Source organism: Curtobacterium sp. Leaf154 (genome assembly GCF_001424595.1).
GTDB lineage: Bacteria > Actinomycetota > Actinomycetes > Actinomycetales > Microbacteriaceae > Curtobacterium > Curtobacterium poinsettiae.
Genome location: NZ_LMOS01000004.1, coordinates 264559 through 289105 on the forward strand (window position 1 = coordinate 264559; position 24547 = coordinate 289105).

The window sequence follows — 24547 nt, forward strand, 5'->3', positions numbered from 1 at the left end:
TGCACTGTACGGTGCAGGCCGACCACGGGTGCGCCGGACGGGACGACCGCTCAGGAACCGGGCGAGTACGGCCGGGCCGCGTCGATGATCTCCGGGGCACGCTCGATGCCGAACGACGTGAAGAGCGGCGACCACAGGGCCTTGAGCTGCGCGACGAGTTCGTCGTCGGTCAGCTGTGTCGAACCGTCCACCATGCCCAGTGTCGTGTTGAGGAGCAGCAGGACCGACGGCTGGACCTCGGCCGCGTCGACGTCAGCGGCCGCCACCCCGGCGCTGACGAGCTCGCCGCGCGTCATCTCGAACCAGTCGAAGCCGCGCGGCACCGGCACGCCGGCCTTGCCGAGTTCGTGCAGGAGCCGCACGGCGCCGCCCGCGACCGAACCCCTGCGGACGTCGATCCCGGTGGTCAGGAGGAACACCGTCAGGCGCTCGAGCCCGGGCTCGGCGGGCAGCGCGTCGAACAGTTCACGCCAGCGCTGCTGCTGCAGCTCGATGACCGCCGTCGCCAGGTCCTTCTTCGACGGGAACAGGTGGTACCCGATCGCCGACTTCGGCTTGCCCATGGCCTCGGCCACGCGGGAGAACGTGGTCGCCTCGTAGCCGAAGGCCGCGAACTGTTGTCCTGCGGCGTCGATGATGGCTCGTCGAGACGCCTCCATGGCGAGCTGCCGCTGGTTCATCTGGCGCGGTGTCCTTCCTCGCCCGGGATCGAGCGGTCAGTGAACACCACATCCTAGGGCCGCTCACTCCTGCGGCCCGTCACCCCGTTCGGGTCAGGCGGCGCAGAACGTGTTCCACGCCACGTCGATCCCCTTCCGGTGCAGCGAGTCGAGTCCGGCGTCGAGGTGCGTCCGCTCCGCGTCCACCAGGTGCGCGCACCGGTGGTCCTGGGCCACGGTCTGCAGCTGGCCGAGCGCGGTCACCAGGTCGGTGTCGATCGCGTCGAGCTGGGGCCGGATGGTCGCCAGGTCCGGTGCCGTCGTCGGTGCGGTCCACGGGTTGTGCGTCCAGTGGTTGATGAGGCCGCGCTGGACGACCTTGCTCGCGGCGATCTGTGCGCGGACCACCCGGGTCACCAGGACGGGGTCGACGCCCTGCTGCTCGGCCAGGGTCACCGCTTCGTCGACGACGGCCTGTTCGCGCACCGGGTCGGCGACCGGCTTGCCGCTCAGCCACTTCGACTCGGCCACCGGGTCGGCGAGCTCGAGTCGACGCAGGATGAGCGCGCCGAGGGTGTCGAGCTGCGCCGTCGACGCCGCGGGACCGGAACCGTCGTGGGAGATGGTCATCGTGGAACCCGTCGGTTCAGCCGAGGTGGACAGGGTGTCGGCGTTCGCCACCGACGTGGGCAGTGCGATGCCCGCTGCGAGCAGGCCGAGGGCGAGCGCGGTCGCGGCGCTCCGGCGGGCGCGCTGACGGGCGGAGGTCGAGGTGGTGGGGTGTGCGGTGTTCACGGGGTTTCCTTCCCGAACCGGCGCCGGAAGCGTCGGGTCAGATCGTCGATGATCGGTTTGATGACCTCGTCGTAGAACGGGTAGACGCCGAAGTGGTCGGCGCCCTCGTCGCAGTAGCAGTCCATCGAGATGGCCTCCTCGAAGTTCGAGAAGACGTAGGTGGCGCGGTGCGGGAACACTGCGTGCGGTTCGTCGTCACGCGGGGTCGTGGTGGTCACGGCGGTGCTCGATCCCGGTCGGCAGCCGTCAGCCGGCCAGGCGAGCCGCGGGGACGCCCGGGTCGCGCCCGGAGACCACCACGGCATCGATCTCGGTGGACCCGTTCCCCGACCCGACCGTGCGGTTCTGGATCTGGTTGAGCGCCCAGTTGCCCGGCAGGGGCTCGAGCTGGTTGCCCGCCCACGCCGGCGACATCCCGGCGACGAACGAGAAGTGCGCGAGTCCGGAACTGCTCACCGCGGTGCACGTGGCACGGGATCCGTAGACGCCCTGCTTGTACAGGTTCCCCCGGTCCCGCAGGCCGGCTGCGACGCCGCGGAAGTACGGCACCACGAGCGACTCGTCCTGCGCGGCGGTGGCGTCGAAGTCGGCGGCGAAGTAGATGGTGGTCTGCTTGGGGATCCCGAGTTCCCGAGCGGCGTCGTGGGCGCGGTGGGCGTCCTTGACACCCTGCTCCTCGGTGAACCACGAGGCGGCGAACCCGCCCTCCTCGAAGATCGGCCACAGCCCGAGCCCGGCGCTCGCCATCACGCGCAGCTCGTCGGGCGTCAGGGCCTTGTCGAGCGCCCCCGACCGCTGGTGGTTCGTCAGGTAGCGGCCGACGCCGGTGGCGCCGGATGCACGGACGGCTGCAGCGCGCGCGTCGTCGAGGCGCACGGCGGTGTCGGCCCCGGTCGTGGCCCGGTCGGGGTCGCCCGTGCTCGCTGCCAGCGCCGCCCACGTGCCGGCGTCGCACGTCCCGGTCTGCTCGGCGGGCGGGAACGCCTGGAACTGCTGGAACGCACGGACCACCGCGGCGTCCGCCGCCGAGTAGGCGCTGCTGAACACGACGCGCTCACCGTTCAGCACCAGGAGCGCCTTGACGAGCAGCACCCAGGCGCCGGTGGCCCCCACGCCGACGACGCTCGGTCCCGCGGCGCGGAGTGCAGCAGCCGTCCCCGGACCCCAGGCTCCGTCGACCGTGACGCCGACCGCGACCTGCACGGCGCGGATCGCTGCCGCGTACGTGCTCGTGTCGACGACCCCGCTCGTGCTGCCGTACGCACCGCCGACCGCCTCGGCGTACGTGCGGTTGAGGTACTGCTGGACGGTGCGGACCGATCGGGACCCGCCGGAGGCGAGCCGCACCGGGTCGACGGTCAGGAGTGCGCCGAACAGGTGGGCCGACAGCGGGAGCCCGCCGGGAGCTGCGCCCAGGTCGGACCGCAGGGCCTCGGCGGCCGCGACGGTGGCCGCGTCGAACTCGCCGGTGAGCGAGACGGTCGACGCGCCCTTGCAGATGAGTCCCGCCTGGACGAGCCCGCGCCAGGTCTCGGCGTCGTCGCCCGTCTCGGCGCCGACGTCCCCGTGCTGCTCGAGTTTCTGCCGTGTCGTCGGACCGAACGTCGCGACGACGGGGGAGATGCCGAGGAGCGACTGGGTGGCCTGCACGATCCCGAGCACGGTGCCGCTGCCGGTCAGTCCGTCCTCGTCCACCTGCACCCATCCGTGCACGTGCCCGAAGGTCTTGTTGAGCCAGCGCTGCACGGCCAGGACACCCGCGTCGGCCGAGCCGGAGGAGCCGGTCGACCCGGGGGAGCTGGCCGAGCCGGAGGGGGTCGCCGCGTCGGCCGGGGCCGCGAGCGTGGTCGTGACGAGCGGGACGGCGGCGGTGATGCCGATGAGCGCAGTTCGGCGCGAGATGTGCACGGGGGTGCCCCTTCAGTTGCCTCGAGCGTCCGCTGGCCACCGATCACGCTGTGCGATGCTGATGGCTGCGGCATGGTCCGAGCAACTTCGTCCCTCAACTTGGGACGGTCCTGCATTTCAATAGACGATCGACTGATGAAGCGCTCAGTCCGACAGAACGGACGGGAGGCCCGTGGCGGTTTCGCCACGGGCCTCCCGTCCGTTCCGTCCGTTCTGTCGGTGCGTCGACTACGCGACGGTCGCGCGCGCCTCGGCGAGCGACGGGTAGTCCGTGTAGCCCTCGGCGGTCGCGCCGTAGAAGAGCTCCGGACGCGGCTCGTTGAGCTCGGCGTCGTGCTCCCAGCGGTGCGCGAGGTCCGGGTTGGCGATCGCGGCGCGGCCCACGGCGACGGCGTCGGCGTGGTCGCCGTCGACGAGCGTGATGGCCTCGTCGCGGGTGGTGAGCGACGAGAAGCCGGAGTTCACGATGAACGGGGCACCGGTGGTCCGGCGGATGTGCTGCACCAGGTCGCCGGTCGGCTCGGCGTGCAGGACGTCGACGAAGGCGAGCCCGAGCGGCGCGAGGCCCTCGGCGACGGCCGTGTAGGTGGCGCGGACGTCGTCGGCGTCGTCCTCGATGACGCCCTGGATGCCGTGCTCGGGCGACAGGCGGATGCCGGTGCGCTCGGCGCCGATGGCCTCGGCGATGGCCGTGGTGACCTCGATCGCGAAGCGCGCGCGGTTCTCCGGGGAGCCGCCGTACTGGTCGGTGCGGGTGTTCGACACCGGCGACATGAACTCGTGCACCAGGTAGCCGTTGGCACCGTGGACCTCGACCCCGTCGAGCCCGGCGGCGATCGCGTTGCGGGCGGCCTGCACGAAGCCCTGCACGGCCTCCTGCACCTCGGCGGTGGTCAGCGCGTGCGGGACGGGCATGTCGGCCTTCGAGCCGTCGGCCAGGTGCGTCTGGCCGGGAGCGGCGACGGCGGACGGGCCGACGATGCGCGGCGTCTGCGAGATGTCGGTGTGCGAGACGCGGCCACCGTGCATGAGCTGCATCACGATCGTGCCGCCGGCGGCGTGCACGGCGTCGGTCACGCGGCGCCAGCCGGCGATCTGGTCGTCGGTCTCGATGCCGGGCTGGCCGGGGTAGGAACGGCCCTCCTGCACGGGCCAGGTGCCCTCGGTGATGATCATGCCGAGGCCGGCGCGCTGCCGGTAGTGCTCGACGAGCAGGTCGTTCGGGACGCCGTGCTCACCGGCGCGGGTGCGGGTGAGCGGGGCCATGACGACGCGGTTCGACAGGGACAGGGCACCGATGGTGGTGGGTTCGAAGAGCTTCACGTCAGGGGGAACGACGAGTTGTCCGATGCAATTCCGTCTCGGAGCAGTTCTTCAGGCAGCGCCGTCAGTCGCGCGGGCACACCAGCGTCGACGAGCGCACCTGACCCTCCGGCCGGATCACCTGGTGCTGGGAGAGGGGCTTGCCGCACAGGGGGCAGCCCCGGTCGATCGTCCGGTCGTCGATGCCCTCGGGGCGGCCGGCGCCGATCTGCGAGGGGCCCATCTTGTCGATGAGCGTCGTGTTCCATCGTTCGTACCACTGGCCGAAGCGTCCCACGGTGCATCCTTTCGTTCGTGCACGAACCATTATGGCACTGATGGTCGCGGATCACACCTGGTCGACGCGTTCCAGCAGCTCGGTCAGTTCGTCCTTCAGTGACTCCAGGCGAGCGAGTGGCCACCCGAGCCGGTCGGCGACGGCCAGCGGCACCGCCTGGGCGCGGTCGCGCAGGGCGTGTCCGGCGGTGGTCAGCGAGACCTCGAGCTGGCGTTCGTCGGCGGCACTGCGCGTGCGGCGGACGTAGCCGGAGGCCTCCAGTCGCTTGAGCAGTGGGCTCAGCGTCGCGGAGTCGAGTCGCAGCTCGCCGGCGATCTCGCGCACCGACCGCGGGTCCCGTTCCCACAGGGCGAGCATCACGAGGTACTGCGGGTGGGTCAGGCCCATCGGTTCGAGCAGGTCGCGGTACAGCCCGATGACGCTGCGGCTCGTCGCCGCCAACGCGAAGCAGAGCTGCCGGTCGAGCGCGAGCGGGTCCGGTGCGGTCTGGGTCATGCGCCCAGGGTACTTCGTTCGTGCACGAAGTGGTCTGAGGCGCGGTGGTGGCGCGTTCATGCAGGGACAGATATCGACAGAACACCAGTCGATCGACGCGTGTTCTGTCGCGTTGCGGACGCATCAGGTGCGGACGCATGCGTCGGGGCGGTGGGCGCAACGGCCTGGAGGCCCGGTGCCGGTCTCGCCTTGGCCTCCCACCAGCAGTGCGAGTCGACCCGGGTGCATCCGGGAGCGGCGCCGGGCGCGGACAGGCCGAGCACGGCGCGTGCGGTGACGGTCTTGCCCGAGCCGGACGCGGTGGGAGCGCTCGAGCTTCGCGCCCTCCACGTCGACGTCCGGCACGATGCGGTCGAGCCACTTCGGGAACCACCAGGCGCTCTTGCCGAGCAGGTGCATCGCCGACGGGATGAGCAGCATGCGGACGACGAAGGCATCGATCAGCACACCGAACGCCAGCCCGAAGCCGATCGGCTTGATGGTGGACGAGTCCGAGAAGATGAAGCCCGCGAACACCGAGATCATGATGATCGCCGCTGCCGTGACCACCGCGCGACCCGCGTGCAGACCGCGCTGGACGGCCACCTTCGCGCTCGCGCCGTGGGCGTAGGCCTCACGCATGCCGGACACCAGGAACAGCTGGTAGTCCATCGCCAGACCGAACAGGATGCCGATCTCGATGATGGGCAGGAAGCTCAGGATCGGTGCCGGGTCGTGCACACCGAAGACCGAGCCGAGCCAGCCGAACTGGTAGATCGCGGTCAGACCACCGAACGACGCCAGCACGGACAGGATGAACCCGGCGGTGGCGGTGATCGGCACGAGGAACGACCGGAACACGATGATCAGGATGATCAGCGACAGTCCGACGACCACCACGAGGTAGAGCGGCAGCACGTTCGACAGCTTCTCGGAAACGTCGATGTTCGCCGACGCGTTGCCTGCGACGCCGAGCGTGACCTTGCCGTCGTCGGTGGAGACGGTCTGCTCGCGCAGGTCCTTCACGACGTTCTCGGTCGAGACGCTGTCCGGGCCACCCGAGGGCTTCACCTGGAACGCGACGATGTCACGGTCCTTCGATGCACCGATGGGCAGCACGGCCTCGACGTCGTCGTTCTTCGCGATCGCCTGGCCGATGGTGACCTCGGTCGCGGTGACGTCGCTCTTGCCGATCGACTCCGGCAGGGTCGCCACGACGAGCAGCGGGCCGTTCTGGCCGGCGCCGAACTCCTTCTCGAGCGTCTTGTAGGCCTTGTACTGGCTGGAATCAACGGCCTCGGACGATCCGCTCGGCAGGCCGAGGCGCATCTGGGTCGCCGGCAACGCGATGGTGCCGAGCACCGCGACGCCGAGGACGAGCGTGATGACCGCGCGCCAGCTCGACATGGGCTTGTTCGGGATCCGCGTGGAGTCGGTGTTGCCGATCTTCGCGCGCTCCTTCTTCCGCAGGATCCGCATGCCGATCAGCGACAGCAGGGCCGGCGTGAAGGACGTCGCGATGAGGATCGCGAAGAGCACCGCGACCGCACCGACCGTGCCCATCAGGCCGAGGAACGGGATGCCGGTGATGTTCAGGGCGAGCAGCGCGACGATGACGGTCGCACCGGCGAACACCACGGCGTTGCCCGAGGTGCCGTTCGCGAGCCCGATCGACTCGTGCACCTGCATGCCCTGCTTCAGCTGGGTCCGGTGCCGGTTCAGGATGAACAGCGAGTAGTCGATGCCGACCGCCAGGCCCAGCATCACCCCCAGCACCGGCGTGACCGAGATGAACTCGACCACGCTCGAGAACGACAGGGCGGTGAGCGAGGCGACGCCCACGCCCAGGACGGCACTGACGAGCGGGACCGCGGCGCCGATGACCGTGCGGAGCATCAGGAGCAGCACGATAGCGGCGATGATGACACCACCGATCTCACCCGGTCCGAGGATCGACGGCACACCCTGCGCGATGTCGTTCGAGACGTACACGTTGACGCCCCGGATGTCGGCCGATTCGGCGTCGTCCGCGATGGCGGTCTTGGTGTCCGCGGGGACCTCGTAGGTCGACGTCGTGAACTGGACGGTGCCGATCGCGGCGCTGCCGTTGTCCGACACGAAGCGGATGTCCTTCGACAGGTCGAGCAGGTCCGAGCCCTGTTCGAGCTCCCGCTCGTTGTCGTCGAGCTTCTGCTTGTTCGTGTCGATCTTCTTCTGGGCGTCGGCGATCTGCTGCTCACCGGCGTCGATCTGGGCCTGCTGGGCGTCGATCTGCGCCTGGGCCTGCTGGAGCTGGGCCGCTGCGGCCTGCGCCTGCGCGGCGGGGACGGCTGCGCCGCCGGCTGCCTGCGCCTGGGCCTTCTGCGCGTCGAGCTGCGCCTGCGCGTCCGCGATCTTCTGCTTGCCGGACTCCAGCTGCGCCTTCTGCGCGTCGAGCTGGTCCTGGCCGGTCTCGATCTTCGCGCGGCCGGACTCGATCTGCTCGCGACCGTCGACGATCTTCTGCCGCTGGTCGTCGAGCCGGTCCTGCGTCGCGAAGCCGCTCGTCGTGCCCTTGACGCCGTCGAGCTTCTCGAGGCTGGTCAGGAAGTCGTCGATCTCGGACTGCTGCGAGGACGAGAACGCCTTGCCGTCCTTCGTCTCGAAGACGATCGTGCCGTTGCCGCCGTTCGCCGACGGGAACTTGTCGGCGAGCTGGTCCTGCACCTGACTGGTCTTGGTGTTCGGGATGGTGATCGACGACGAGATCGTCCCGGCGAAGAGCGTGTACGTGACGCCCGCGACGGCCATGATCACGACCCAGGTGATGATCACGAGCCAGTGGCGTCGTGCGGAGAACCGTCCGAGACGGTAGAGGAGACCGGCCATGCGGAGTGCCTGCGGTCCTTTCGTTGTCAGGTGCTGGTGGTGCGGGGTGCGCCGGTGGACCCCTGGGGGACGAGGAGGTGGGGTGGTGTCAGTCGTCGGCCATGTAGCCGCTGCGGACGCTGTGCACGAGTCGGGCGAGCAGGTCGTCCCACGCGTCGAGGGCGGGCTGGTCGAGATCGGGGCCGGAGGTCGCCAGCCAGTGTTCCGCGATGACGACGATGCCGCTCATGAGCCCTTCGACGAGCAGCGCTGCATCGAGGGGGTCGGCGGCCGGGTAGCGACGGGCGACCTCGTGCCGGAGCCGTTCGGTCACGCGTGAGAACGCCGTCTGGGTCAGGACTGCGGCCTTCGGGTCGTCCTTGCCGGGGTCGCCGAGGATCCGGTACATGCCGGCGATCGCCGGGGCCAGGTCGGCGCCGCGGGCCGCGGACTCGAGCTCGTCGAACATCGACGCCCGGCTGCCGTCGCCCACCGGCGTCCGGGCCATGTCGGCGAGGAACCGGTCGATGATGACGGACAGCTCCTGCTCGCAGACGGCCAACAGGACCTCGTCGAGCGAGGCGAAGTGGTTGAACACAGTGCGCCGGGCGATGTCGGCCCGGGCGGCGAGGTCGTCCACGCTGAAGTCGCGTCCGCCGCGCTCGTCGATCAGGTCGCGGGCGGCCTGCAGGATCGCCGCGCGGTGCTTCGCCTTGAGGGCGGCACGGCGGTCGGTCACGATGGTCACGAGAGGGAACACTAGGTGCATCGATGCACTCGGTGCAATGAGGCTCGGTGCTTCCCCAGGTTCGTCCCCCGGCGTGAACGTCTGTGCTGCACCGGTGTTCAGGCGGAGGTGTCCGGTGCCAGACTGGACCGACGAACCACCGTCGTACGAAGGAGTACCCGATGCCCGTCCGCCTGTCCCCGGAGACCCTCGACGAGATCGCCGCGAGCGGTGTCGCCGTCCCCACCTACGACCGCGCCGGCATCACCGCCGGCATCGTCCACTTCGGCGTCGGCGGGTTCCACCGCGCGCACCAGGCGATGGTGATCGACCGGCTCCTGCAGCAGGGCGAGGCCCGCGAGTACGGCATCTGCGGCGTCGGCGTGCTCGAGCAGGACCGCCGGATGGCGACTGCCATGGCCGAGCAGGGCGGCCTGTACACGCTCGTCCTCAAGCACCCGGACGGAACCCGCGAGTCGCGCGTCGTCGGCAGCATCATCGAGTACCTGCTCGCCGTCGACGACCCCGACGCCGTCGTCGAGAAGATGGCGCACCCGGACACGAAGATCGTCAGCCTGACCATCACCGAGGGCGGCTACAACTTCGACCACGTCACGGGCGAGTTCGTCGCCGACGAGCCGGGTGTCGCCGCCGACCTGCGCGGCGACGGCCCGCCCCGCACGGTCTTCGGCCTGGTGGTCGAGGCTCTGCGCCGCCGACGGGACCGCGGGCTGGAACCCTTCACCGTGATGTCCTGCGACAACATCCAGGGCAACGGGCACGTCGCCCGGTCGATGTTCACCGCCTACGCCCGGCTGCAGGACCCGGCCTTCGCCGACTGGATGGACGAGCACGTGTCGTTCCCGAACTCGATGGTCGACCGCATCACCCCGGTCACGGCCGACGAGGACCGCGCCTGGGTCCGCGACGAGCTCGGCATCGACGACGCCTGGCCCGTCGTCGCCGAACCGTTCTTCCAGTGGGTGCTCGAGGACGACCACCCCGCGGGCCGGCCGCCCTACCAGGACGCCAACGTGCAGATCGTCGAGGACGTCGAGCCGTACGAACTCATGAAGCTCCGGCTCCTCAACGCCAGCCACCAGGGGCTCTGCTACTTCGGGTACCTGTCCGGCTACCGCTACGCGCACGAGGCCACACAGGACCCGGCGATCGCGACCTTCCTGCGCCGCTACATGGACGAAGAGGGCGCACCGACGCTGCACCCGGTGCCCGGCATCGACCTCGATGAGTACGAGTCGACCCTGATCGAGCGCTTCCAGAACCCCGAGGTGCGCGACACCCTCGCCCGGCTCTGCGCCGAGTCGAGCGACCGGATCCCGAAGTGGCTGCTCCCCGTCGTGCGCGAGAACCTGGCCGCCGGTCGGCCCGTCACGCTGTCCGCCGGCATCGTCGCGTCCTGGGCCCGCTACGACGAGGGCACCGACGAGTCCGGCGAGCCCATCGAGATCGTCGACCGGCTCGCCGAGCCCCTGCACCGCATCGCCCTGACCCAGCGCGAGGACCGCCTCGCCTTCATCGCGAACCGCCAGGTCTTCGGCGACCTGGTCGACGACGAACGGTTCGTCGCCGCCTACCGCGACGCCCTGGACGGGCTCATCGCGGACGGCGCGCACGCCACCGTCACGCGCCTGTCGCGGTCCTGAGACGCGACCGACGAACGGACGGGAGGCCCGTGGCGGCGCCGCCACGGGCCTCCCGTCCGCCTGCTGGCGGCTGCCGTCAGACGCTCACCGCGCGACGTCGTCCCACGGCACCGGAGTGGTCTCGCCCGTCTCCCAGTCGCGACGCAGCACGCCGTAGCCGACCGACCCGACGGCCGGGCCGCCGTCGACGGGCCACGCCTCGCGGTAGTGGGCCTCCTGCACCCAGCCGGCACGGACGAAGACCCGGCGCATGGCGGTGTTGTCCTCGCGGGTCTGGCCCTCGAAGCGTGTGATCGCCGGCATCGTGGTGAACACGTGGTCGGTCACCGCACGCAGGGCGGGGACCCCGAGGCCGCGGCCCCGGAACCGACCGGCCAGGCGCAGGTCGAACAGGGGGACGGGGTCGGCGAGGTCCTCGAGGCGGACCAGCCCGATGCGTCCGAGTCCGTCATGGTCGAGCCAGGACGTGTCGTGCTCCTCGTCGCGGTAGGCGCCGGAGTCGACGGCGCTCGCCGCGTCGGCCGCGCTGATGCGCCGTCGGACGTGGAACGGGAACTCCTCGGACGTCAGGAACGCGAGCAGCTCCGGGCGGTCGGCGCCGGTGGGGTCCAGGCGGGTGAGTCGGACGGCAGGAGCTGGCATGCCGCTCAGGGTAGTTGCACGGTCGTCGGGCAGGCTCGGGGCGTGCGAGGTGGGACGGGGACGACGACCACAGCCCTGACGGCCCTGGTGCTGGTCGGACTGGTGGGGTGTTCCGGCGAGCCGGGGGGTGCGTCGGCTTCTGCTTCTGCTTCTGCCGCTGCGTCGGCTCCGGGTGCAGCGGCGCCGTCGACCGACCCGGCGACCGACCCCGCAACCGCGCGGGCCTTCGCGTCGCTCGAGCGGCGGTACGACGCTCGGCTCGGCGTCGCCGCGGTCGACACCTGCAGCGGCCGGACCCTCGTGCACCGTGCAGGGGAGCGGTTCGCGTTCGCGTCGACGGTGAAGGTGTTCATCGCGGCGGCGGTCCTCGACGGCTCGTCCGACGCCGACCTGGCGACCGTCGTGCACTACGACCGCGGTGACCTGCTCGAGTACGCGCCCGTGACGAGCGAGCACGTCGACACCGGGATGACGGTCCGGGAGCTCATCGACGCGGCGCTCCGGTCCAGCGACAACACCGCGGCCAACCTGCTGGTGGAGCGGCTCGGCGGCCCGGACGCCGTCGAGCGGTGGCTGCGCGGCATCGGGGACCGGACGACGAGCGTCGACCGGGTCGAACCCGACCTGAACCAGGCGACGCCGGGCGACCGGCGTGACACGACGACGCCGGAGCGGTTCGCGGCCGACCTGCGGGCGGTGCTGCTCGGGGACGTCCTCGACGCTGCCGACCGGCGGGTGCTCCGCGACGCGATGCTCGGCAACACGACCGGGGACGCGACGATCCGTGCCGGGGTGGCCCCGTCGTGGCGGGTCGCCGACAAGACCGGCACGGCGTCCTACGGGGTCCGGAACGACATCGCGGTCGTGACGCCGCCGGGACGAGCACCGATCGTGCTCGTGGTGATGACGAGCCGGGCCGATGCCGCCGCGGAACCGTCGGATGCACTGGTCGCCGCGGCGACCCGGGCCGCGGTGGCCGGGCTGACCGGCTGAGCCGCACGCCTCGCGGAGCGTCGCGGGACTACCGGAGTGTGCTCGCCCAGCGCTCGATGGTGTCGTACGCCCGTTCCCGGACGTCCGGCGCGGACAGGACGACGTCGTGCAGGGCCCCCGCGAGCCGGCGGACCGTGACCTCGTCACCGAGGGAGAGCGCACGGTGCGCCACCGTGTCGACGTTCAGGGCGACGTCGGCCCGCGCCATCCCCGGGTCCCACCGCGGCTGGAGCATGCTCTTGTCGCTCAGCATCACCAGGGTCGGGACCGTGATGCCGAGCCCCTTCTCGACCTCTGCCTGACCGTCGAAGACCGCGGCGAGCCACCCGGGGTGCAGGGGGAAGCCGCGCTCCGGCCGCCACTGCTGCTCGTAGGTCCACGACCCCTCGCCCTCGGCCGAGACGGTGCGCGTGTAGAAGCCGGGGTCGACGGCGGGCATCGGCGCGAGCGGGTTCCGGCGCGCGCCGAGCCTGATGACCGGTGCGACGATGGCCCGCCCCACCGCGGTGGCCTGGAACTCGAGCCACGGGCTGTTCAACACCAGGCCGTGCACGAGCTCCGGGTGCCGGGCCGCCCACAGCGACAGGGTCAGACCGCCCGTGGAGTGGCCCATCGGCACGAGCTTGCGGCGGTCCGAGCCGGGGTGCTCGGCCGAGATCGCGTCGAGCGCTGCGGCGATGTCCTCGTCGTACACGGCCAGGTCGTCGACCATGCCCGGGGTCTGGTGCGGACGCAGACTCCGACCGTACTTCCGCAGGTCCAGCGCGTGGAACCGGGCGCCGAGCCGCTCCAGGCGTTCGGCGAGCTCGACCTGGAAGAAGTAGTCCGACCAGCCGTGCACGTAGAGCACATCGACCCCGTGCAGGGGCCCGCGACCGTGCAGCAGCAGGTCCGTCGGGGTGTGCCGTCGGCGGACCAGGGTGGCGACGACGGGGCCCTCGGAGTCGGTGCCGAGCGGCAGTTCGAGCCGCTCGTACGGTGCTCCGAGCACGTCCTCGTGCCACCTCTGGTCCGTCATGCGGCGAGCGTATCCGGCGCCGGTGCGGGCGGTGCTGCTGCGGGGTCGTGCACCCGTCACCCGGCCAGGACCACCCGCTCCCTCAGACCCCGGTCAGTTGTACGACGCGAGTCGGTTCGGTGCGGTGTTGCCCGCAGGTGTGGGAACCGCGCCGCCGACGCCGTTGATGATGCTCGAGATGGTGCCCGTGTCGCCGAGCGAGACGGTGACGAGCCCGTGGGCGCGGACGCCAGCGGTCTGCGGGACCTCGAACGCCCGGTCGGCGTGCACGGACGGGTTCGTGTTGAAGAAGGCGTAGACGCCGCCGCCCCAGATCTCGTGCTTCGTGACCGAGGACGCCACCTTGTAGGCCGCGTAGCCCGCGCCGGTCGGACTCTGCCAGGATGCGTTGTCCGGCACGTCGTACGGCATCTCGTTCTGGAAGAAGATCGTCCTGCCGTTCTCACCGTTCCAGAGCACTTCGTACTTCTGGTAGTGCTCGACGAAGAGCCCGGTGGCGAGCACGTCGTTGCCGTTCACCTCGACCCCGGTCGCGCCGATGTTGACGTTCCAGCCCGTCGGTGCGCCGCCGTGGTCGGCTCGCCAGGCCCAGATGTGGTCGACCAGTGTGTCGTCGGCGTTCACCTGCAGGGTGGTCGTCGCCTTGCCCTGCACGCTCGAACCGACGCGGAAGAAGACGTCCTGGATGCTCTGCGGATCTCCCGCGTGGTCGACGTGCGACCCAGCGCTGCCGAGGCGGACGAGCTGTGCGCTGTTCTGCGCACCGGCGTCCACGACGAGGTTCGACACGTTCACCCCGGCGACGTCCGTCGACGTCAGAACGGCGTTGCCCCTGGTGGGAACGAGGGTGGGGAAGCCGATTCCCGTCACGACGGTGTCCGCCCTGGTGACGGCGATCGGCGAGTCGAGCTCGTACGTGCCCGGCGTGAAGAAGAGGTTGAGGCCCTGCGCCAGAGCGGCGTTGATCGTGGCGGCCGAGTCGCCCGGGTGCGCGACGTAGAAGTTCCGCATCGGGAGGTCGGTGCCGGCGGTGTTCGGCCACGTGACACCGCTCGCGTTCTGCTTGAGCGAGGGGACGAACACGTGGTACTTGTTGGACGAATCCACGTACAGGTACGGCTTCTCCCGTGTGGTCGGCGTGGTGGCGAGCGTCGTGTAGCTCTTCGAGAAGTCGTTCGCCGGGGCGCCCTGGACCCCTGAGAAGGTCATGTTCCAGTTGCCGCCCTGCCACGACCCGATCGTCGAGTTCCGCGTGTACCACTGCTGCTGGGACCCCGAGGTCACCGTGCCGTCCACCTTCGTGTCGGCGATGTAGCCGCCGGACGAGTACCCCTGTCCACCATCCTGGTTCGACGGACCCATCGTCAGGTTGCCCTTCACGTGGACCCGGCGCATCGGGGCGGCCTGGGACACCGCCCACCGGTCGGTTCCGCTCTCGGGCGCGATCGCCACGTTCTCGACCGACCGCCAGAAGTTCTGTGTCGCGTTCTTCTCGTCGCCGGCGTTCCACCCGGAGTCGACGTTCACCGCGCCGTTGATCGTGACGTCGTCGGGGTTCTTGCCGAGCCCAGCGACCGACGTGTAGAAGCCGAGGTTCGCCCAGATGCGGCCGTAGCTGCCGGGCTTGAACAGGAAGACGTGCCGCTGCGTGCCGAACTGCGCCGTCGTGCTGCGGAGCTGGCTGGTGAACGCCGCGTCGACGTCGGCCTGGATGGTCGACGCCGGCACCGTGGGGTCGTAGACCTTCACGTTGCTGCCGAAGTCCGGGGTGTCGCTCGTGGCGACTGCCTGGGCCGAGATCGCCGGAGCCAGTGCCCCCACGACTCCGACGCTCAGGGCGAGCGCGAGGATCCGCTTCATCCGTCGTTGCATGATGCTCGATTCGTCATCGTGCGGCGTCGTTGCCGCACGGGACAGACCGTAGACCCGTTGCCGCGCTCGGACAGTCGGGAGAAAAGGGGACAAGTGCCCCGGCGGCGGGGACTAGCTGCGTGGCGCCCGGACGAAGAACAGCGTGAGGGCACCGAGGACGACCGCGGCGACGATGAGCGCCCAGGCGAGCAGGACGACCGGCCCGTCCCAGGGGGAGAAGAGCAGTCCGACCCCGATCACCAGGGCCACGGCGGCGCCGATCAGGGCGAGGCGGTGCGGTCGTACCGGAGCGGTGCGTGTCACGGCACCCAGGGTACGCGTGCGCGGCCGGTGGTGCGGAGCGAGCAGGGACGATCGGTCACACGGTGGCGCGCATCACCCACCGCCACTTCGCGATGCGGCGGTCGCGCACGAACCCGAACTGCGTGAACAGTTCTTCCGGTCCGGTGTGCAGGTACGCCCCGCGCTGCGGTTTCCGCTCGACCGTCTGCTCCGGGTAGGCCTCGACCGTCCCGCCGCCCGCCCGGCGGATCTCGTCCAGGGCCGTGGTGACCGCGGCACGTGCGACACCGTGGCCGCGGTGCCGGGACTCCACGAACACGCAGCCGATCCGCCAGTCCGGCGGGGTCGAGGCGTCGCGGGCGTACGCGCCCGGGTTCAGGATCGTCGGCAGCTCGGCCGGGCGTCCGAACTGGCACCAGCCGACCGCGGTGCCGTCGGCGTAGACGAGCACCTGGTGGTTCGTGCCGTCGCGCACGTGCCGGTGCTTCGCCTCCTGGTGGGACACCGTGGGGTCCGGTGTGCCGCGCGGGCCGTCCGGGTGGAAGCCGATGCACCAGCACCCGCCCCACACACCGTTGCTGCGGGTGACGAGCGCGGCGAAGTCGGGCCACGTCTCCTCGGTGAGCATCGCCGTCGAGTACTCCATGCGCCGATCATGCTCCGCACGGGCGGCGAGCGCCGAGCGGCGACCGACCCCGGCACTTTCCCAGCGGACACGACGGTGTTCCGCGGGGAAGTCCCGGCGGCCACCCGAGCAGGACTGCGAGCCTCTCCGGACCGCGCCGACGGTGGCGCGGACGAGGGGGAACGACATGACGATGCGACGTGCAGGGGGAGCCGCGCTCGGCTTCGTGGGTGGCAGTGTGCTCGCCGGGTTGCTGGTGAGCGTCGGGGTGACGCCGGTGATCGCGGTCGCCGGCGTCGGCACGACCTCGGCGATCGGGGTGTTCGAGTCGTTGCCGGAGGACATCGAGATCGGGCAGCTCCCGCAGCGCAACCAGATCTGGGCGTACCGCGGCGGCGAGCCGGTGCACCTGGCGAACGTGTGGGACCAGGACCGCCAGGAGCTCACGCTCGAGCAGATCAGCGACCACCTGGAGCACGCCGCGGTGGACGGCGAGGACAAGCGGTTCTACGAGACCGGCGGCGTCGACGCGACGTCCGTCGTCCGGTCGCTCGTGAGCGTCGCCACGTCCGGGACCGAGGGCGGGTCGGGTGGTTCGACCCTGACGATGCAGCTCGTGCGGAACATCAAGATCCAGCAGGCCAGCGAACTGCCCACGGCCGAGGAGCGCGAGGCCGGGTACGAGGAGGCGACCAGGCGGACGCCGCAGCGCAAGCTCGCCGAGATGAAGCTCGCGATCAGCCTGGCGAAGCAGTACACGAAGCGGCAGATCCTGGCGGCGTACCTGAACATCGCCTACTTCGGCGACCAGACCTACGGCGTGCAGTCGGCGGCGCAGCACTACTACGGCAAGTCGGCGAGCGACCTGACCCCGGCCGAGGCGGCGTCGCTCATCGCGATCGTGCAGTGGCCGGAACGACGGGACCTGTCGACGCCGGACCACCACCGCGACAACGCCGCCCGGCGGAACGTGATCCTGCGGTCGATGCACGAGCAGGGGCACCTGTCGGCCGAGGAGTACCGAACGGCTCGGCTGTCCCGTGTCGCCGACTCCGTGCACCTGACGGCACCGCACCAGGGGTGCGAGGCGGTCGAGGTGGGCGCCGCGTTCTTCTGTGACCACGCGGAGACCATCGCCCAGCGGCTCCCGCAGCTCGGCGCGACGAAGCAGCAGCGGGCGGACGCCTGGCGCACCGGCGGGTACCGGATCCAGACCACGCTCGACCTCGACCTGAACGCGGCGCAGAAGCAGCTGCTCGACCGGTACGACCCGAAGACCGAGACCCGGCTGGCACTCGGGGCTACGTTCAACACGGTCGAGGCAGGGACGGGCCGCGTGCTGACGATGGCACAGAACACCGACCACGACCGCTCGTCCGACGCGCCCCGCACCGCGACCTCGCTGAACTACGCCACCGACGAGGCGGACGGCAGCTCCACCGGCTTCCAGACCGGGTCGACCTACAAGATGTTCACCCTGCTCGCGTGGATCGAGGCCGGCCGCAGCCCGGACACCGTCGTGGACGGCACGCCGCACCCGCACAGCGAGTGGACCGCGTGCGGGGAACCCGCCTCGGCGTTCTGGCAGCCGAAGAACGACTCAGCCGGGCAGCGTGGTCCGTACTCGGTCCGGTCGGCGACGGCGCAGTCCGTCAACGCCGCGTACCAGTCGATGGCCGAACAGCTCGACCTGTGCGACATCCGCGACGTGGCCGAGCGGCTGGGCGTGCACCTGGCGAGCGGCGGCGAACTGCCGTGGAACCCGGGGTCGTTGCTCGGCACCGAGAGCATCGCCCCGCTCACGATGGCCTCGGCCTACGCCGGCATCGCGAACGGCGGGCGGTTCTGCGCACCCGTGGTGATCGACCAGGTCGTCGCGCCCGACGGTGAGGAGCTCGGCGGACAGCCCCGCTCGTGCACGCAGGCGGTGTCCCGGCAGACCGCGGCCACCGCGTTCGACGTCATGCAGGGCGCCTTCCGCGGCGGGACGGCGAGCGGTGGGCAGACCCCCGACGGCGCGACACTGTTCGGCAAGACCGGCACCACGGACGCGGCCGACCAGGTGTGGTTGGTGGGCGGGACCTCGCGTGCCGTCACCGTCTACTGGCAGGGCAACACGGACGGCGCGAAGCACAACCTGCGGTCGTTCTCCAACGGCCAGGGCGGTACCTACGCCGGGTCGCGTGCGGCCGTCTGGCGCGACGCGCAGACGGCGGTGAACGCGGCGCTGCCGGTCGGCTGACGGCCCGGAACGCAGCCACGAACGGCCTGGAGGCGCGGTGCCAGCTGGCACCGCGCCTCCAGGCCGGTTCTCGGTTGCGTCCTACGACAGCTTCTTGCTGTCCTCGAGCCAGCCTGCGAGCTTGGTCATGTAGTCGGCCTGCGACGTGTAGTCGAGTGCCGGGAACGTCCAGCTGTGGACCTGGCCGGCCTTGAGCGCGGCGTTGTCGGCGAAGGTCGGCTGCTTCTCGAGGTCGGCGACCTGGTAGCCCTGCTGCGACAGCAGCAGCACGTCACCGGTGATCTGACCGGCGTTCTCCCACGAGTAGATGCCCCAGTAGAAGCCCTTCGGCTTCGGGTTGACGAAGTCGACCCCGTACGACGCGTACATCTGCAGCGACGGCTCGTCGGTCGGGCGGGTGACGTACGCGCCGTCACCGTCGGCGTACATCGAGACGACCGACAGGTCCGTGTCCTTCGAGACCTTCTCGAGCTCGTCGGCGGCGGTGTCGAAGCGCTTCTCGGCGGCGTCGACCGTCGACTCCTTCGCGCCGAGCGACTCGGAGAGCTTCGCGATCTCCTCGATGACGTCCTCGCCCTTGCCGCCCCACTTCACCTCGGCGACCGGCGCGATCGCCTTGATCTGCTTCTCCTGCGCCTTGTCCTTGAAGCCGTAGCCGGGCTGCGTGGTGTCGAGCGTGCCCTTCGCGTCGGTCGGGTAGACCGAGGTCACGACGAGGTCGGGCTTCAGCGCGGCGAGCTGCTCGAGGTCGATGTCGCCGTAGGCGGTGCCGAGCTGGGTGATGCCGTCGGTGTCGAGGCCCTTGAACCGGGCGTCCTTCGCCATCGTCAGCTGCCCGAAGGTGCCGACGGGCTTGAGGCCGTACTCGATGAACGACAGGGCGATGTCGTTCAGCACGACGACGCGCTTCGGCGTGTGGTCGACCTTGACGGTCGCGCCGGTGGCGTCCTGGTACGACCACGCCTTCGACGCGGCGGTGCCGCCGTCTGAGTCGGAGTCGTTCGAGTTGCCGGTGCTCGAGCAGCCGGTCAGGAGGAGTGCCGAGACGGTCACGGAGGTCAGGAGGGCGGCGCGCAGGTGGCCACGTCGGGAGGTCTTCACATTAGGAGAGGCTAACCTAACTTTGCGGCACTCGCCAGCACGTCTTCGGTTTTCGTGCGTGTGACGGTGTGCTCGGCCGGGGCGTGCGGGACCGGGTCGTGCTCGTCCGCTTCGGGCACGATCATCGGCGCACCGGTCACGGGGTCGGGGAACACCCGGGCGTGCAGGCCGAACGCGTGCTCGAGCAGTGCCGGGGTGAGGACCTCGTGCGGTGTGCCGTCGGCCACGACCCCGCCGTCGTGCAGCACCACGAGCCGGTCCGAGTACCGCGCCGCCAGCGACAGGTCGTGCAGCACCATCACGATCGTCGACCCCTGCTCGCGGTTCAGCCGTCGGACGAGCCGCAGGACCTCGAGCTGGTGCGCGAGGTCCAGGTAGGTCGTCGGCTCGTCGAGCAGGAGCGTCTCGGCCTGCTGCGCGACGACCATGGCGATCCAGGCGCGCTGGCGCTGTCCGCCGGACAGGCTCGTGACGTCGCGGTGCGCGACCTCGGTCAGTCCGGTGGCGGCGATCGCGTCCTCGGCGACGGCGGCGTCCTCGGCGGTCCACGGCTTCGCCCACGACTGGTGCGGGTTCCGGCCGCGCATCACCAGGTCGAGCACGCTGGTGCCGGCCGGGGCGACGGGGGACTGCGGCAGGATCGCGAGCTTGCGGGCGACCTGGCGGTTCGGCTCCTTGCGGATCGGGGCGCCGTCGAGCAGGACCTCGCCGGCCTGCGGCTTGAGCACGCGGCCGAACGCCTTGAGCAGGGTCGACTTGCCGCAGCCGTTCGCGCCGAGGAACGTCGTGACGGTGCCGCGCTCGATGCGCAGGTGCAGGTCGCGCAGGACCGGCTGGCGGTCGTAGCCGACGGACAGGCCCTGGGCTTCGAGCACGCTGTCGTGCTCGTGCTCGTGCTGGTGGTCGCGGTCGTGCGCTGTTGTCATCGGGACATCTCCTTGCGGTGACGGACGAGGAGCCAGATCAGGTACGGCGCCCCGATCACGGTGGTGATGATGCCGACCGGCACCTGCCACGGGAACGCGGAACGGGACAGCAGGTCGGCGGCGAGCACGAGCACGGCTCCCAGAGCACCGGCGAGCAGCAGCGGCGGCCGGTTCGTGCCGGCGAGCCGGAGCCCGACCTGCGGCACGACGAACGCGACGAAGCCCACCGGTCCCGCGGCGGCCACGGCGGCGGCGGTCAGCACGACCGCGAGTGCGATGACGAGCAGCCGGTGTCGCTGGACGCCGAGTCCGACGCCGGTCGCGACCTCGTCGCCGAGCTGCCCGATGCCGAGTGCCGCACTCGTCGCGAGTGCGATCGGCACCGCGACCACGGCCACCAGGAGCAGCGGCCAGACGCTCTCCCACGAGGTGCTCGACAGGCTGCCGACCAGCCACTGCGAGGCCGCGGTCGCGACCGTGATCTTCGCCCGGACGAGCAGGTAGCTGGTCACGGCGTCGAGGGTCGCGCTCACGCCGATGCCGACCAGCACGAGCCGGTAGCTCTGCGCGCCACCGCGCCAACCCAGGCCGTAGACCAGGACCGCTGCGACCAGGGCGCCGATCGTGGCGGCCACCGGGATCCCGCCACCGAGCACCAGGGACGACACCGAGTACGTCCCGCCGCCCAGCACGATCGCGGCGACCGCACCGACGCTCGCGCCCGCGGTGACGCCGATGATGTCCGGGGTGCCGAGGGGGTTCCGCGTGAAGGTCTGGGTCAGTGCCCCGGCGACCCCGAGGGTCAGGCCGACGAGTGCGCCGGTCAGCACGCGGGGCAGGCGCAGGGTGGTGATGATGAAGGCGTCGGGACCGGACTCCAGCCCGAGCAGGGACCGGATGACGACCCCGGGCGCGATCCACGTCGAGCCGACCGCGGTGCCGAGGACGATGAGCACCAGGACGGTGGCGAGCGACGCGACGGTGTACCAGAACACCCGGGGGCGCCAGGCGAGGCCGACGGGGCCGATGCGGATGCCGGCACGGCCGGGGGTGCGGGCCGCGGGGCCGTTCGTGCCCGGCGCACCGGGTGTACTGCCGGGCATGCCGGTGGTGCTGCCGGGCGTCCTCCCGCTGCTGCGCACCGCTGCCCCGCTCACAGTGACACCAGCGATCGGCGGCGGGCCACGGCGACGAACACCGGGCCCCCGATGACGGCGAGCACGATGCCGACCTCGACCTCGGAGAACCCGCCGATCAGGCGACCGATGACGTCGGCGACCAGCACGAGGGCGGCGCCGACCAGACCGGACACCGGCAGCGTCCAGCGGTGTCCGGTGCCGACGAGCGCGCGGGCGACGTGCGGGACCGTCAGGCCGACGAAGCCGATCGGGCCGGCCGCCGCGGTCGCCCCGGCGGCGAGCAGCGTGATCCCTCCCAGGCCGACCAGCCGGGCGACGAGCACGTTCTCGCCCAGGCCCTTCGCCAGCTCCGACCCGAGCCCGAGGGCGTCGAGGGCGCGGACGTTCAGCACCGCGAGCACGAGTCCGGCGGCCAGGAACGGCCACACCGCCCCGAGGATGTCGAGCTGGCGTGCGGCGAGCGACCCGACGACCCAGAGCCGGTACGCGTCGAGCGACGCCTGGTCGGTCAGCACGACGAACGAGGTCAGGGCGGCGAGCAGCGCCGAGACCGCGGCGCCGGCGAGGGCGAGCGGCACCGGGCTGGCCGTGCCGCTGCCGGCGATCGTCACCGAGAAGACGACGACGCTGGCGACCAGGGCCCCGACCAGTGCGAACCAGACGGTCGCGCTCGTGCTCGTCACCCCGAACACGTAGACGCCGAGCACCACCGCGAGCCCCGCGCCCGACGAGACGCCGAACAGACCGGGGTCGGCGAGTGGGTTGCGGGTGTGTCCCTGCATGAGCAGTCCGGCGATGCCGAGGGCCGCGCCGACCGCTGCGCCGATGAGCGTGCGCGGGATGCGGGAGCCCCACACGATCGCCTCGTCGGTGCTCGATCCGGTGCGCGTGAGCCCCGCCCACACCTCGGCGACGCCGATGCGGTTGCTGCCGAGCAGCATGCTCGCCACGGCGACGAGGACCAGGGCGACGACGAGGCCGATGATGACCGCGGTCCGTCGCCGCATCGCGGTCCGGTGCACACCGAGGGCGCGGGACGCGTCGCCGTCCCGGGCGCTGGACACGACGGGTTCGGGGGCCTCCGGACCGGAAGCCAGAACGGGATTGGGGGCTGGCACGGAAGTCATCTTAGGTTAGCCTTGCCTCATGGCGAAGACCCCGCGGCTCCTGCCGACGAACCCCCGGCTCTTCCGCGCCCGTGTCCTCCGGACCCAGCGGGTGACCCCCTCGATGCAGCGTGTCACCGTCACCGGCGACGACCTGCACGAGTTCGGCTACCTCGGTTTCGACCACTGGTTCCGCCTGTTCGTCCGGCGCCCCGACCAGGACGCCTTCCGGATGCCCGACCTGGACGGCAAGAAGTGGTGGCCGACGTTCCTCGGCATCCCCGAGGACATCCGCCCGCACTGCGCGAACTACACCGTCGCCGCGTACCGGCTGCTCGCCGACGGCACCGCCGAGCTCGACATCGACTTCGTCGTGCACCTGGACCACCGCGGTCAGCTCGAGGGCCGTGCCGCGATCTGGGCCTGCTCCGCCCGCCCCGGCGAAGAGCTCGCGATGCTCGACCAGGGCTGCATCTTCGACGTCCCGGCCGGCACCAGCGAGGTCGTCGTCGCGGCGGAGGAGACCGGCCTGCCGGGCATCGTCGGCATCGCCGCGTCGTTGCCGCGCGACACCGTCGGCCGCATCATCCAAGAGGTCCCGACCGCCGCCGACATCCGCGACCTCGACGCCCCCACCGGCGTGCAGGTGACGTGGATCGTCCGGCAGCCGGGCGCGGTCCCCGGCAGCGGCGCCCTCGCGGAGCTGCAGCGGCACGTGCCGTCCGACGACAGGGGCTACGCGTTCGTCGTGGGGGAGTCGAAGCTCGCCACCGAGGGCCGCCGCCACCTGCACCGTGCGGGTCTGCCGAAGTCGCGCATCACGTTCTCCGGGTTCTGGAAGCACGAGACGAAGGTCTCCGTCCCCGCCTGACCCGCGCGCTGCCTGGCAGGTGTGCCCGGTCCCGCCAGGTACGCCCGCTCTCGCCAGGCACGCCGCGCCCGTGGCGCGACCAACGGACGGACGGGAGGCCCGGTGCCAGCTGGCACCGGGCCTCCCGTCCGTGGTGGGGCCGCGTCAGCCCTTGAGGCCCGAGCCCGTCACGCCCTCCACGATCTGCCGCTGGAAGATCAGGTAGAGGATGATCAGCGGCAACGCCGCCAGGAGTGCACCAGCCTGGATGTCGGCGTAGCGCTGCCCGAAGCTGCCCTGGACCGTGGCGAGCCCGACCGGGATCGTCATGAGGTCCGGGTTGGACAGCACGAACAGCGGCAGCAGCAGGTTGTTCCACACCCCGACGAAGGTCAGGATCGTCACCGCTGCGATCACCGGACGCGACAGCGGCAGGATGACCGACCAGTAGACCTTCCAGATGCCGGCGCCGTCGATGCGCGCAGCCTCTTCGAGCTCCTTCGGGATGCCGTCGAAGAACTGCTTGAAGATGAACACCGCGATCACGGCGGGCACCTGCGGGAAGATCACCGACCAGTACGTGTTGAGCAGGCCGACCGCGTTGAGCTCCTGGAAGATCGGGATGATCAGGACCTGGGTCGGGATCATGATGCCCAGGATGATGAGCAGGAACGCGATGTTCCGGCCGCGGAACACCAGCCGCGACAGCGCGAACGCCGCCATCGAGGCGAACAGCACGGTGAGCACCGCGGTCACGACGCTCGTGATGCCGCTGGCCAGGTACCAGTTCCAGATGTCGCCGGCCTGGAACAGCGACGCGTACGAGTGCAGCGTCGGGTTCCAGTTCGACAGGATCGAGTTCGCGCCGAGCGCGGCGACACCGTTGTCGGACAGCGACGTCTTCAGCGCGAACACGCTCGGGATGAGCCAGATGATCGCGAAGATCGTCAGGATGATGCCCGACGCGATCGTGAAGCCGCGCCCGCTGACACCGATCTTGGCGGCGCTCGTGGGAGCGGCGGACGAGACCCCGGTGCGGAGCTTCCGGCCGGTGGTGATGCTCTCGGTGGCGGTCAT

23 protein-coding genes are annotated in these 24547 nt (G+C 70.9%); 4 read left to right on the top strand and 19 right to left on the bottom strand.

Annotated elements, in window-relative coordinates:
- Positions 1-50 precede the first annotated feature (50 nt).
- The 9 genes from ASF75_RS07740 to ASF75_RS07780 all read right to left on the bottom strand — a co-directional run bounded on the left by ASF75_RS07740 (position 51) and on the right by ASF75_RS07780 (position 9031).
- On the bottom strand, positions 51-680 hold the full coding sequence (locus ASF75_RS07740; RefSeq protein WP_017888351.1) for a TetR/AcrR family transcriptional regulator: 630 nt from the start codon (positions 678-680) through the stop codon (positions 51-53).
- A gap of 93 nt (positions 681-773) precedes the next feature.
- Complete coding sequence (gene aroQ / locus ASF75_RS07745; protein WP_056070300.1) at positions 774-1454, bottom strand: gamma subclass chorismate mutase AroQ; 681 nt, start codon at positions 1452-1454, stop codon at positions 774-776.
- Positions 1451-1672 carry a hypothetical protein gene (locus tag ASF75_RS07750; protein ID WP_017888353.1) on the bottom strand — a complete coding sequence of 74 codons (222 nt, stop codon included), beginning with the start codon at positions 1670-1672 and terminating at the stop codon, positions 1451-1453. The genes aroQ and ASF75_RS07750 overlap by 4 nt, the downstream gene beginning before the upstream one ends.
- Before the next feature lie 28 nt (positions 1673-1700).
- Complete coding sequence (locus ASF75_RS07755; protein WP_056070302.1) at positions 1701-3362, bottom strand: glycoside hydrolase domain-containing protein; 1662 nt, start codon at positions 3360-3362, stop codon at positions 1701-1703.
- Positions 3363-3590: 228 nt separating this feature from the next.
- Positions 3591-4685 (bottom strand): alkene reductase, encoded by a 1095-nt coding sequence (locus ASF75_RS07760; RefSeq protein ID WP_056070304.1) that lies wholly within the window; start codon positions 4683-4685, stop codon positions 3591-3593.
- Positions 4686-4749: 64 nt separating this feature from the next.
- Positions 4750-4962, bottom strand: coding sequence for a hypothetical protein (locus tag ASF75_RS07765; protein WP_017888356.1), 213 nt, complete (start codon positions 4960-4962; stop codon positions 4750-4752).
- A 51-nt stretch (positions 4963-5013) separates the two neighbouring features.
- The gene (locus tag ASF75_RS07770) at positions 5014-5457 is read right to left on the bottom strand and encodes a MarR family winged helix-turn-helix transcriptional regulator (RefSeq protein WP_017888357.1); all 444 of its coding nucleotides are present in this window, start codon (positions 5455-5457) and stop codon (positions 5014-5016) included.
- A gap of 123 nt (positions 5458-5580) precedes the next feature.
- Positions 5581-8304, bottom strand: coding sequence for an MMPL family transporter (locus ASF75_RS07775; protein ID WP_235517579.1), 2724 nt, complete (start codon positions 8302-8304; stop codon positions 5581-5583).
- A gap of 88 nt (positions 8305-8392) precedes the next feature.
- Positions 8393-9031, bottom strand: a complete 639-nt coding sequence (locus tag ASF75_RS07780; protein ID WP_017888359.1) for a TetR/AcrR family transcriptional regulator — start codon at positions 9029-9031, stop codon at positions 8393-8395.
- A gap of 161 nt (positions 9032-9192) precedes the next feature.
- Here ASF75_RS07780 and ASF75_RS07785 point away from each other — a divergent pair, with 161 nt between their 5' ends.
- Positions 9193-10674, top strand: a complete 1482-nt coding sequence (locus ASF75_RS07785; RefSeq protein ID WP_056070307.1) for a mannitol dehydrogenase family protein — start codon at positions 9193-9195, stop codon at positions 10672-10674.
- Between the two features lie 84 nt (positions 10675-10758).
- Here the strand turns inward: ASF75_RS07785 and ASF75_RS07790 are convergent, their stop codons facing one another.
- Positions 10759-11316 (bottom strand): GNAT family N-acetyltransferase, encoded by a 558-nt coding sequence (locus ASF75_RS07790; protein WP_056070311.1) that lies wholly within the window; start codon positions 11314-11316, stop codon positions 10759-10761.
- A 42-nt stretch (positions 11317-11358) separates the two neighbouring features.
- On the opposite strand from ASF75_RS07790, the gene bla reads away from it, so the two are divergent.
- Entirely contained in the window at positions 11359-12309 is a 951-nt protein-coding gene (gene bla / locus ASF75_RS07795) for a class A beta-lactamase (RefSeq protein WP_200942681.1), read from the top strand.
- Positions 12310-12337: 28 nt separating this feature from the next.
- Here bla and ASF75_RS07800 read toward each other — a convergent pair whose 3' ends face one another.
- The 4 genes from ASF75_RS07800 to ASF75_RS07810 all read right to left on the bottom strand — a co-directional run bounded on the left by ASF75_RS07800 (position 12338) and on the right by ASF75_RS07810 (position 16127).
- Positions 12338-13327, bottom strand: a complete 990-nt coding sequence (locus tag ASF75_RS07800; RefSeq protein ID WP_056070314.1) for an alpha/beta hydrolase — start codon at positions 13325-13327, stop codon at positions 12338-12340.
- Positions 13328-13420: 93 nt separating this feature from the next.
- Positions 13421-15187 carry a hypothetical protein gene (locus ASF75_RS07805; protein WP_056070317.1) on the bottom strand — a complete coding sequence of 589 codons (1767 nt, stop codon included), beginning with the start codon at positions 15185-15187 and terminating at the stop codon, positions 13421-13423.
- Between the two features lie 123 nt (positions 15188-15310).
- Entirely contained in the window at positions 15311-15502 is a 192-nt protein-coding gene (locus ASF75_RS17635; protein WP_152427337.1) for a hypothetical protein, read from the bottom strand.
- Positions 15503-15557: 55 nt separating this feature from the next.
- Complete coding sequence (locus tag ASF75_RS07810) at positions 15558-16127, bottom strand: GNAT family N-acetyltransferase (RefSeq protein WP_031260377.1); 570 nt, start codon at positions 16125-16127, stop codon at positions 15558-15560.
- Between the two features lie 166 nt (positions 16128-16293).
- Here ASF75_RS07810 and ASF75_RS07815 point away from each other — a divergent pair, with 166 nt between their 5' ends.
- The gene (locus ASF75_RS07815; RefSeq protein WP_235517581.1) at positions 16294-18348 is read left to right on the top strand and encodes a transglycosylase domain-containing protein; all 2055 of its coding nucleotides are present in this window, start codon (positions 16294-16296) and stop codon (positions 18346-18348) included.
- An 81-nt stretch (positions 18349-18429) separates the two neighbouring features.
- On the opposite strand, the gene ASF75_RS07820 is transcribed toward ASF75_RS07815, so the two are convergent.
- The 4 genes from ASF75_RS07820 to ASF75_RS07835 are packed head-to-tail and all read right to left on the bottom strand — an operon-like array spanning position 18430 to position 22632.
- Positions 18430-19449, bottom strand: a complete 1020-nt coding sequence (locus tag ASF75_RS07820; protein WP_017888368.1) for an ABC transporter substrate-binding protein — start codon at positions 19447-19449, stop codon at positions 18430-18432.
- Positions 19450-19460: 11 nt separating this feature from the next.
- A complete protein-coding gene (locus tag ASF75_RS07825; RefSeq protein WP_056070323.1) occupies positions 19461-20375 on the bottom strand; it encodes an ABC transporter ATP-binding protein in 915 nt (304 codons plus the stop codon).
- Positions 20372-21478, bottom strand: a complete 1107-nt coding sequence (locus ASF75_RS07830; RefSeq protein WP_235517583.1) for a FecCD family ABC transporter permease — start codon at positions 21476-21478, stop codon at positions 20372-20374. Before ASF75_RS07830 ends, ASF75_RS07825 begins: the two co-directional genes overlap by 4 nt.
- Positions 21479-21528: 50 nt before the next feature.
- The gene (locus ASF75_RS07835) at positions 21529-22632 is read right to left on the bottom strand and encodes a FecCD family ABC transporter permease (protein ID WP_231564117.1); all 1104 of its coding nucleotides are present in this window, start codon (positions 22630-22632) and stop codon (positions 21529-21531) included.
- Positions 22633-22660: 28 nt separating this feature from the next.
- On the opposite strand from ASF75_RS07835, the gene ASF75_RS07840 reads away from it, so the two are divergent.
- Positions 22661-23491, top strand: a complete 831-nt coding sequence (locus tag ASF75_RS07840; RefSeq protein ID WP_017888372.1) for a siderophore-interacting protein — start codon at positions 22661-22663, stop codon at positions 23489-23491.
- Between the two features lie 144 nt (positions 23492-23635).
- Here ASF75_RS07840 and ASF75_RS07845 read toward each other — a convergent pair whose 3' ends face one another.
- Positions 23636-24547, bottom strand: coding sequence for a carbohydrate ABC transporter permease (locus ASF75_RS07845; RefSeq protein WP_056070327.1), 912 nt, complete (start codon positions 24545-24547; stop codon positions 23636-23638).

Coding starts and splice junctions, on each gene's coding strand:
- ASF75_RS07740 (WP_017888351.1), bottom strand. CDS start 680: ATGAACCAGCGGCAGCTCGCCATGGAGGCGTCTCGACGAGCCATCATC.
- ASF75_RS07770 (WP_017888357.1), bottom strand. CDS start 5,457: ATGACCCAGACCGCACCGGACCCGCTCGCGCTCGACCGGCAGCTCTGC.
- ASF75_RS07775 (WP_235517579.1), bottom strand. CDS start 8,304: ATGGCCGGTCTCCTCTACCGTCTCGGACGGTTCTCCGCACGACGCCAC.
- ASF75_RS07785 (WP_056070307.1), top strand. CDS start 9,193: ATGCCCGTCCGCCTGTCCCCGGAGACCCTCGACGAGATCGCCGCGAGC.
- ASF75_RS07790 (WP_056070311.1), bottom strand. CDS start 11,316: ATGCCAGCTCCTGCCGTCCGACTCACCCGCCTGGACCCCACCGGCGCC.
- ASF75_RS07800 (WP_056070314.1), bottom strand. CDS start 13,327: ATGACGGACCAGAGGTGGCACGAGGACGTGCTCGGAGCACCGTACGAG.
- ASF75_RS07805 (WP_056070317.1), bottom strand. CDS start 15,187: ATGAAGCGGATCCTCGCGCTCGCCCTGAGCGTCGGAGTCGTGGGGGCA.
- ASF75_RS07810 (WP_031260377.1), bottom strand. CDS start 16,127: ATGGAGTACTCGACGGCGATGCTCACCGAGGAGACGTGGCCCGACTTC.
- ASF75_RS07815 (WP_235517581.1), top strand. CDS start 16,294: ATGACGATGCGACGTGCAGGGGGAGCCGCGCTCGGCTTCGTGGGTGGC.
- ASF75_RS07825 (WP_056070323.1), bottom strand. CDS start 20,375: ATGACAACAGCGCACGACCGCGACCACCAGCACGAGCACGAGCACGAC.
- ASF75_RS07830 (WP_235517583.1), bottom strand. CDS start 21,478: ATGCCCGGCAGTACACCCGGTGCGCCGGGCACGAACGGCCCCGCGGCC.
- ASF75_RS07840 (WP_017888372.1), top strand. CDS start 22,661: ATGGCGAAGACCCCGCGGCTCCTGCCGACGAACCCCCGGCTCTTCCGC.
- ASF75_RS07845 (WP_056070327.1), bottom strand. CDS start 24,547: ATGACCGCCACCGAGAGCATCACCACCGGCCGGAAGCTCCGCACCGGG.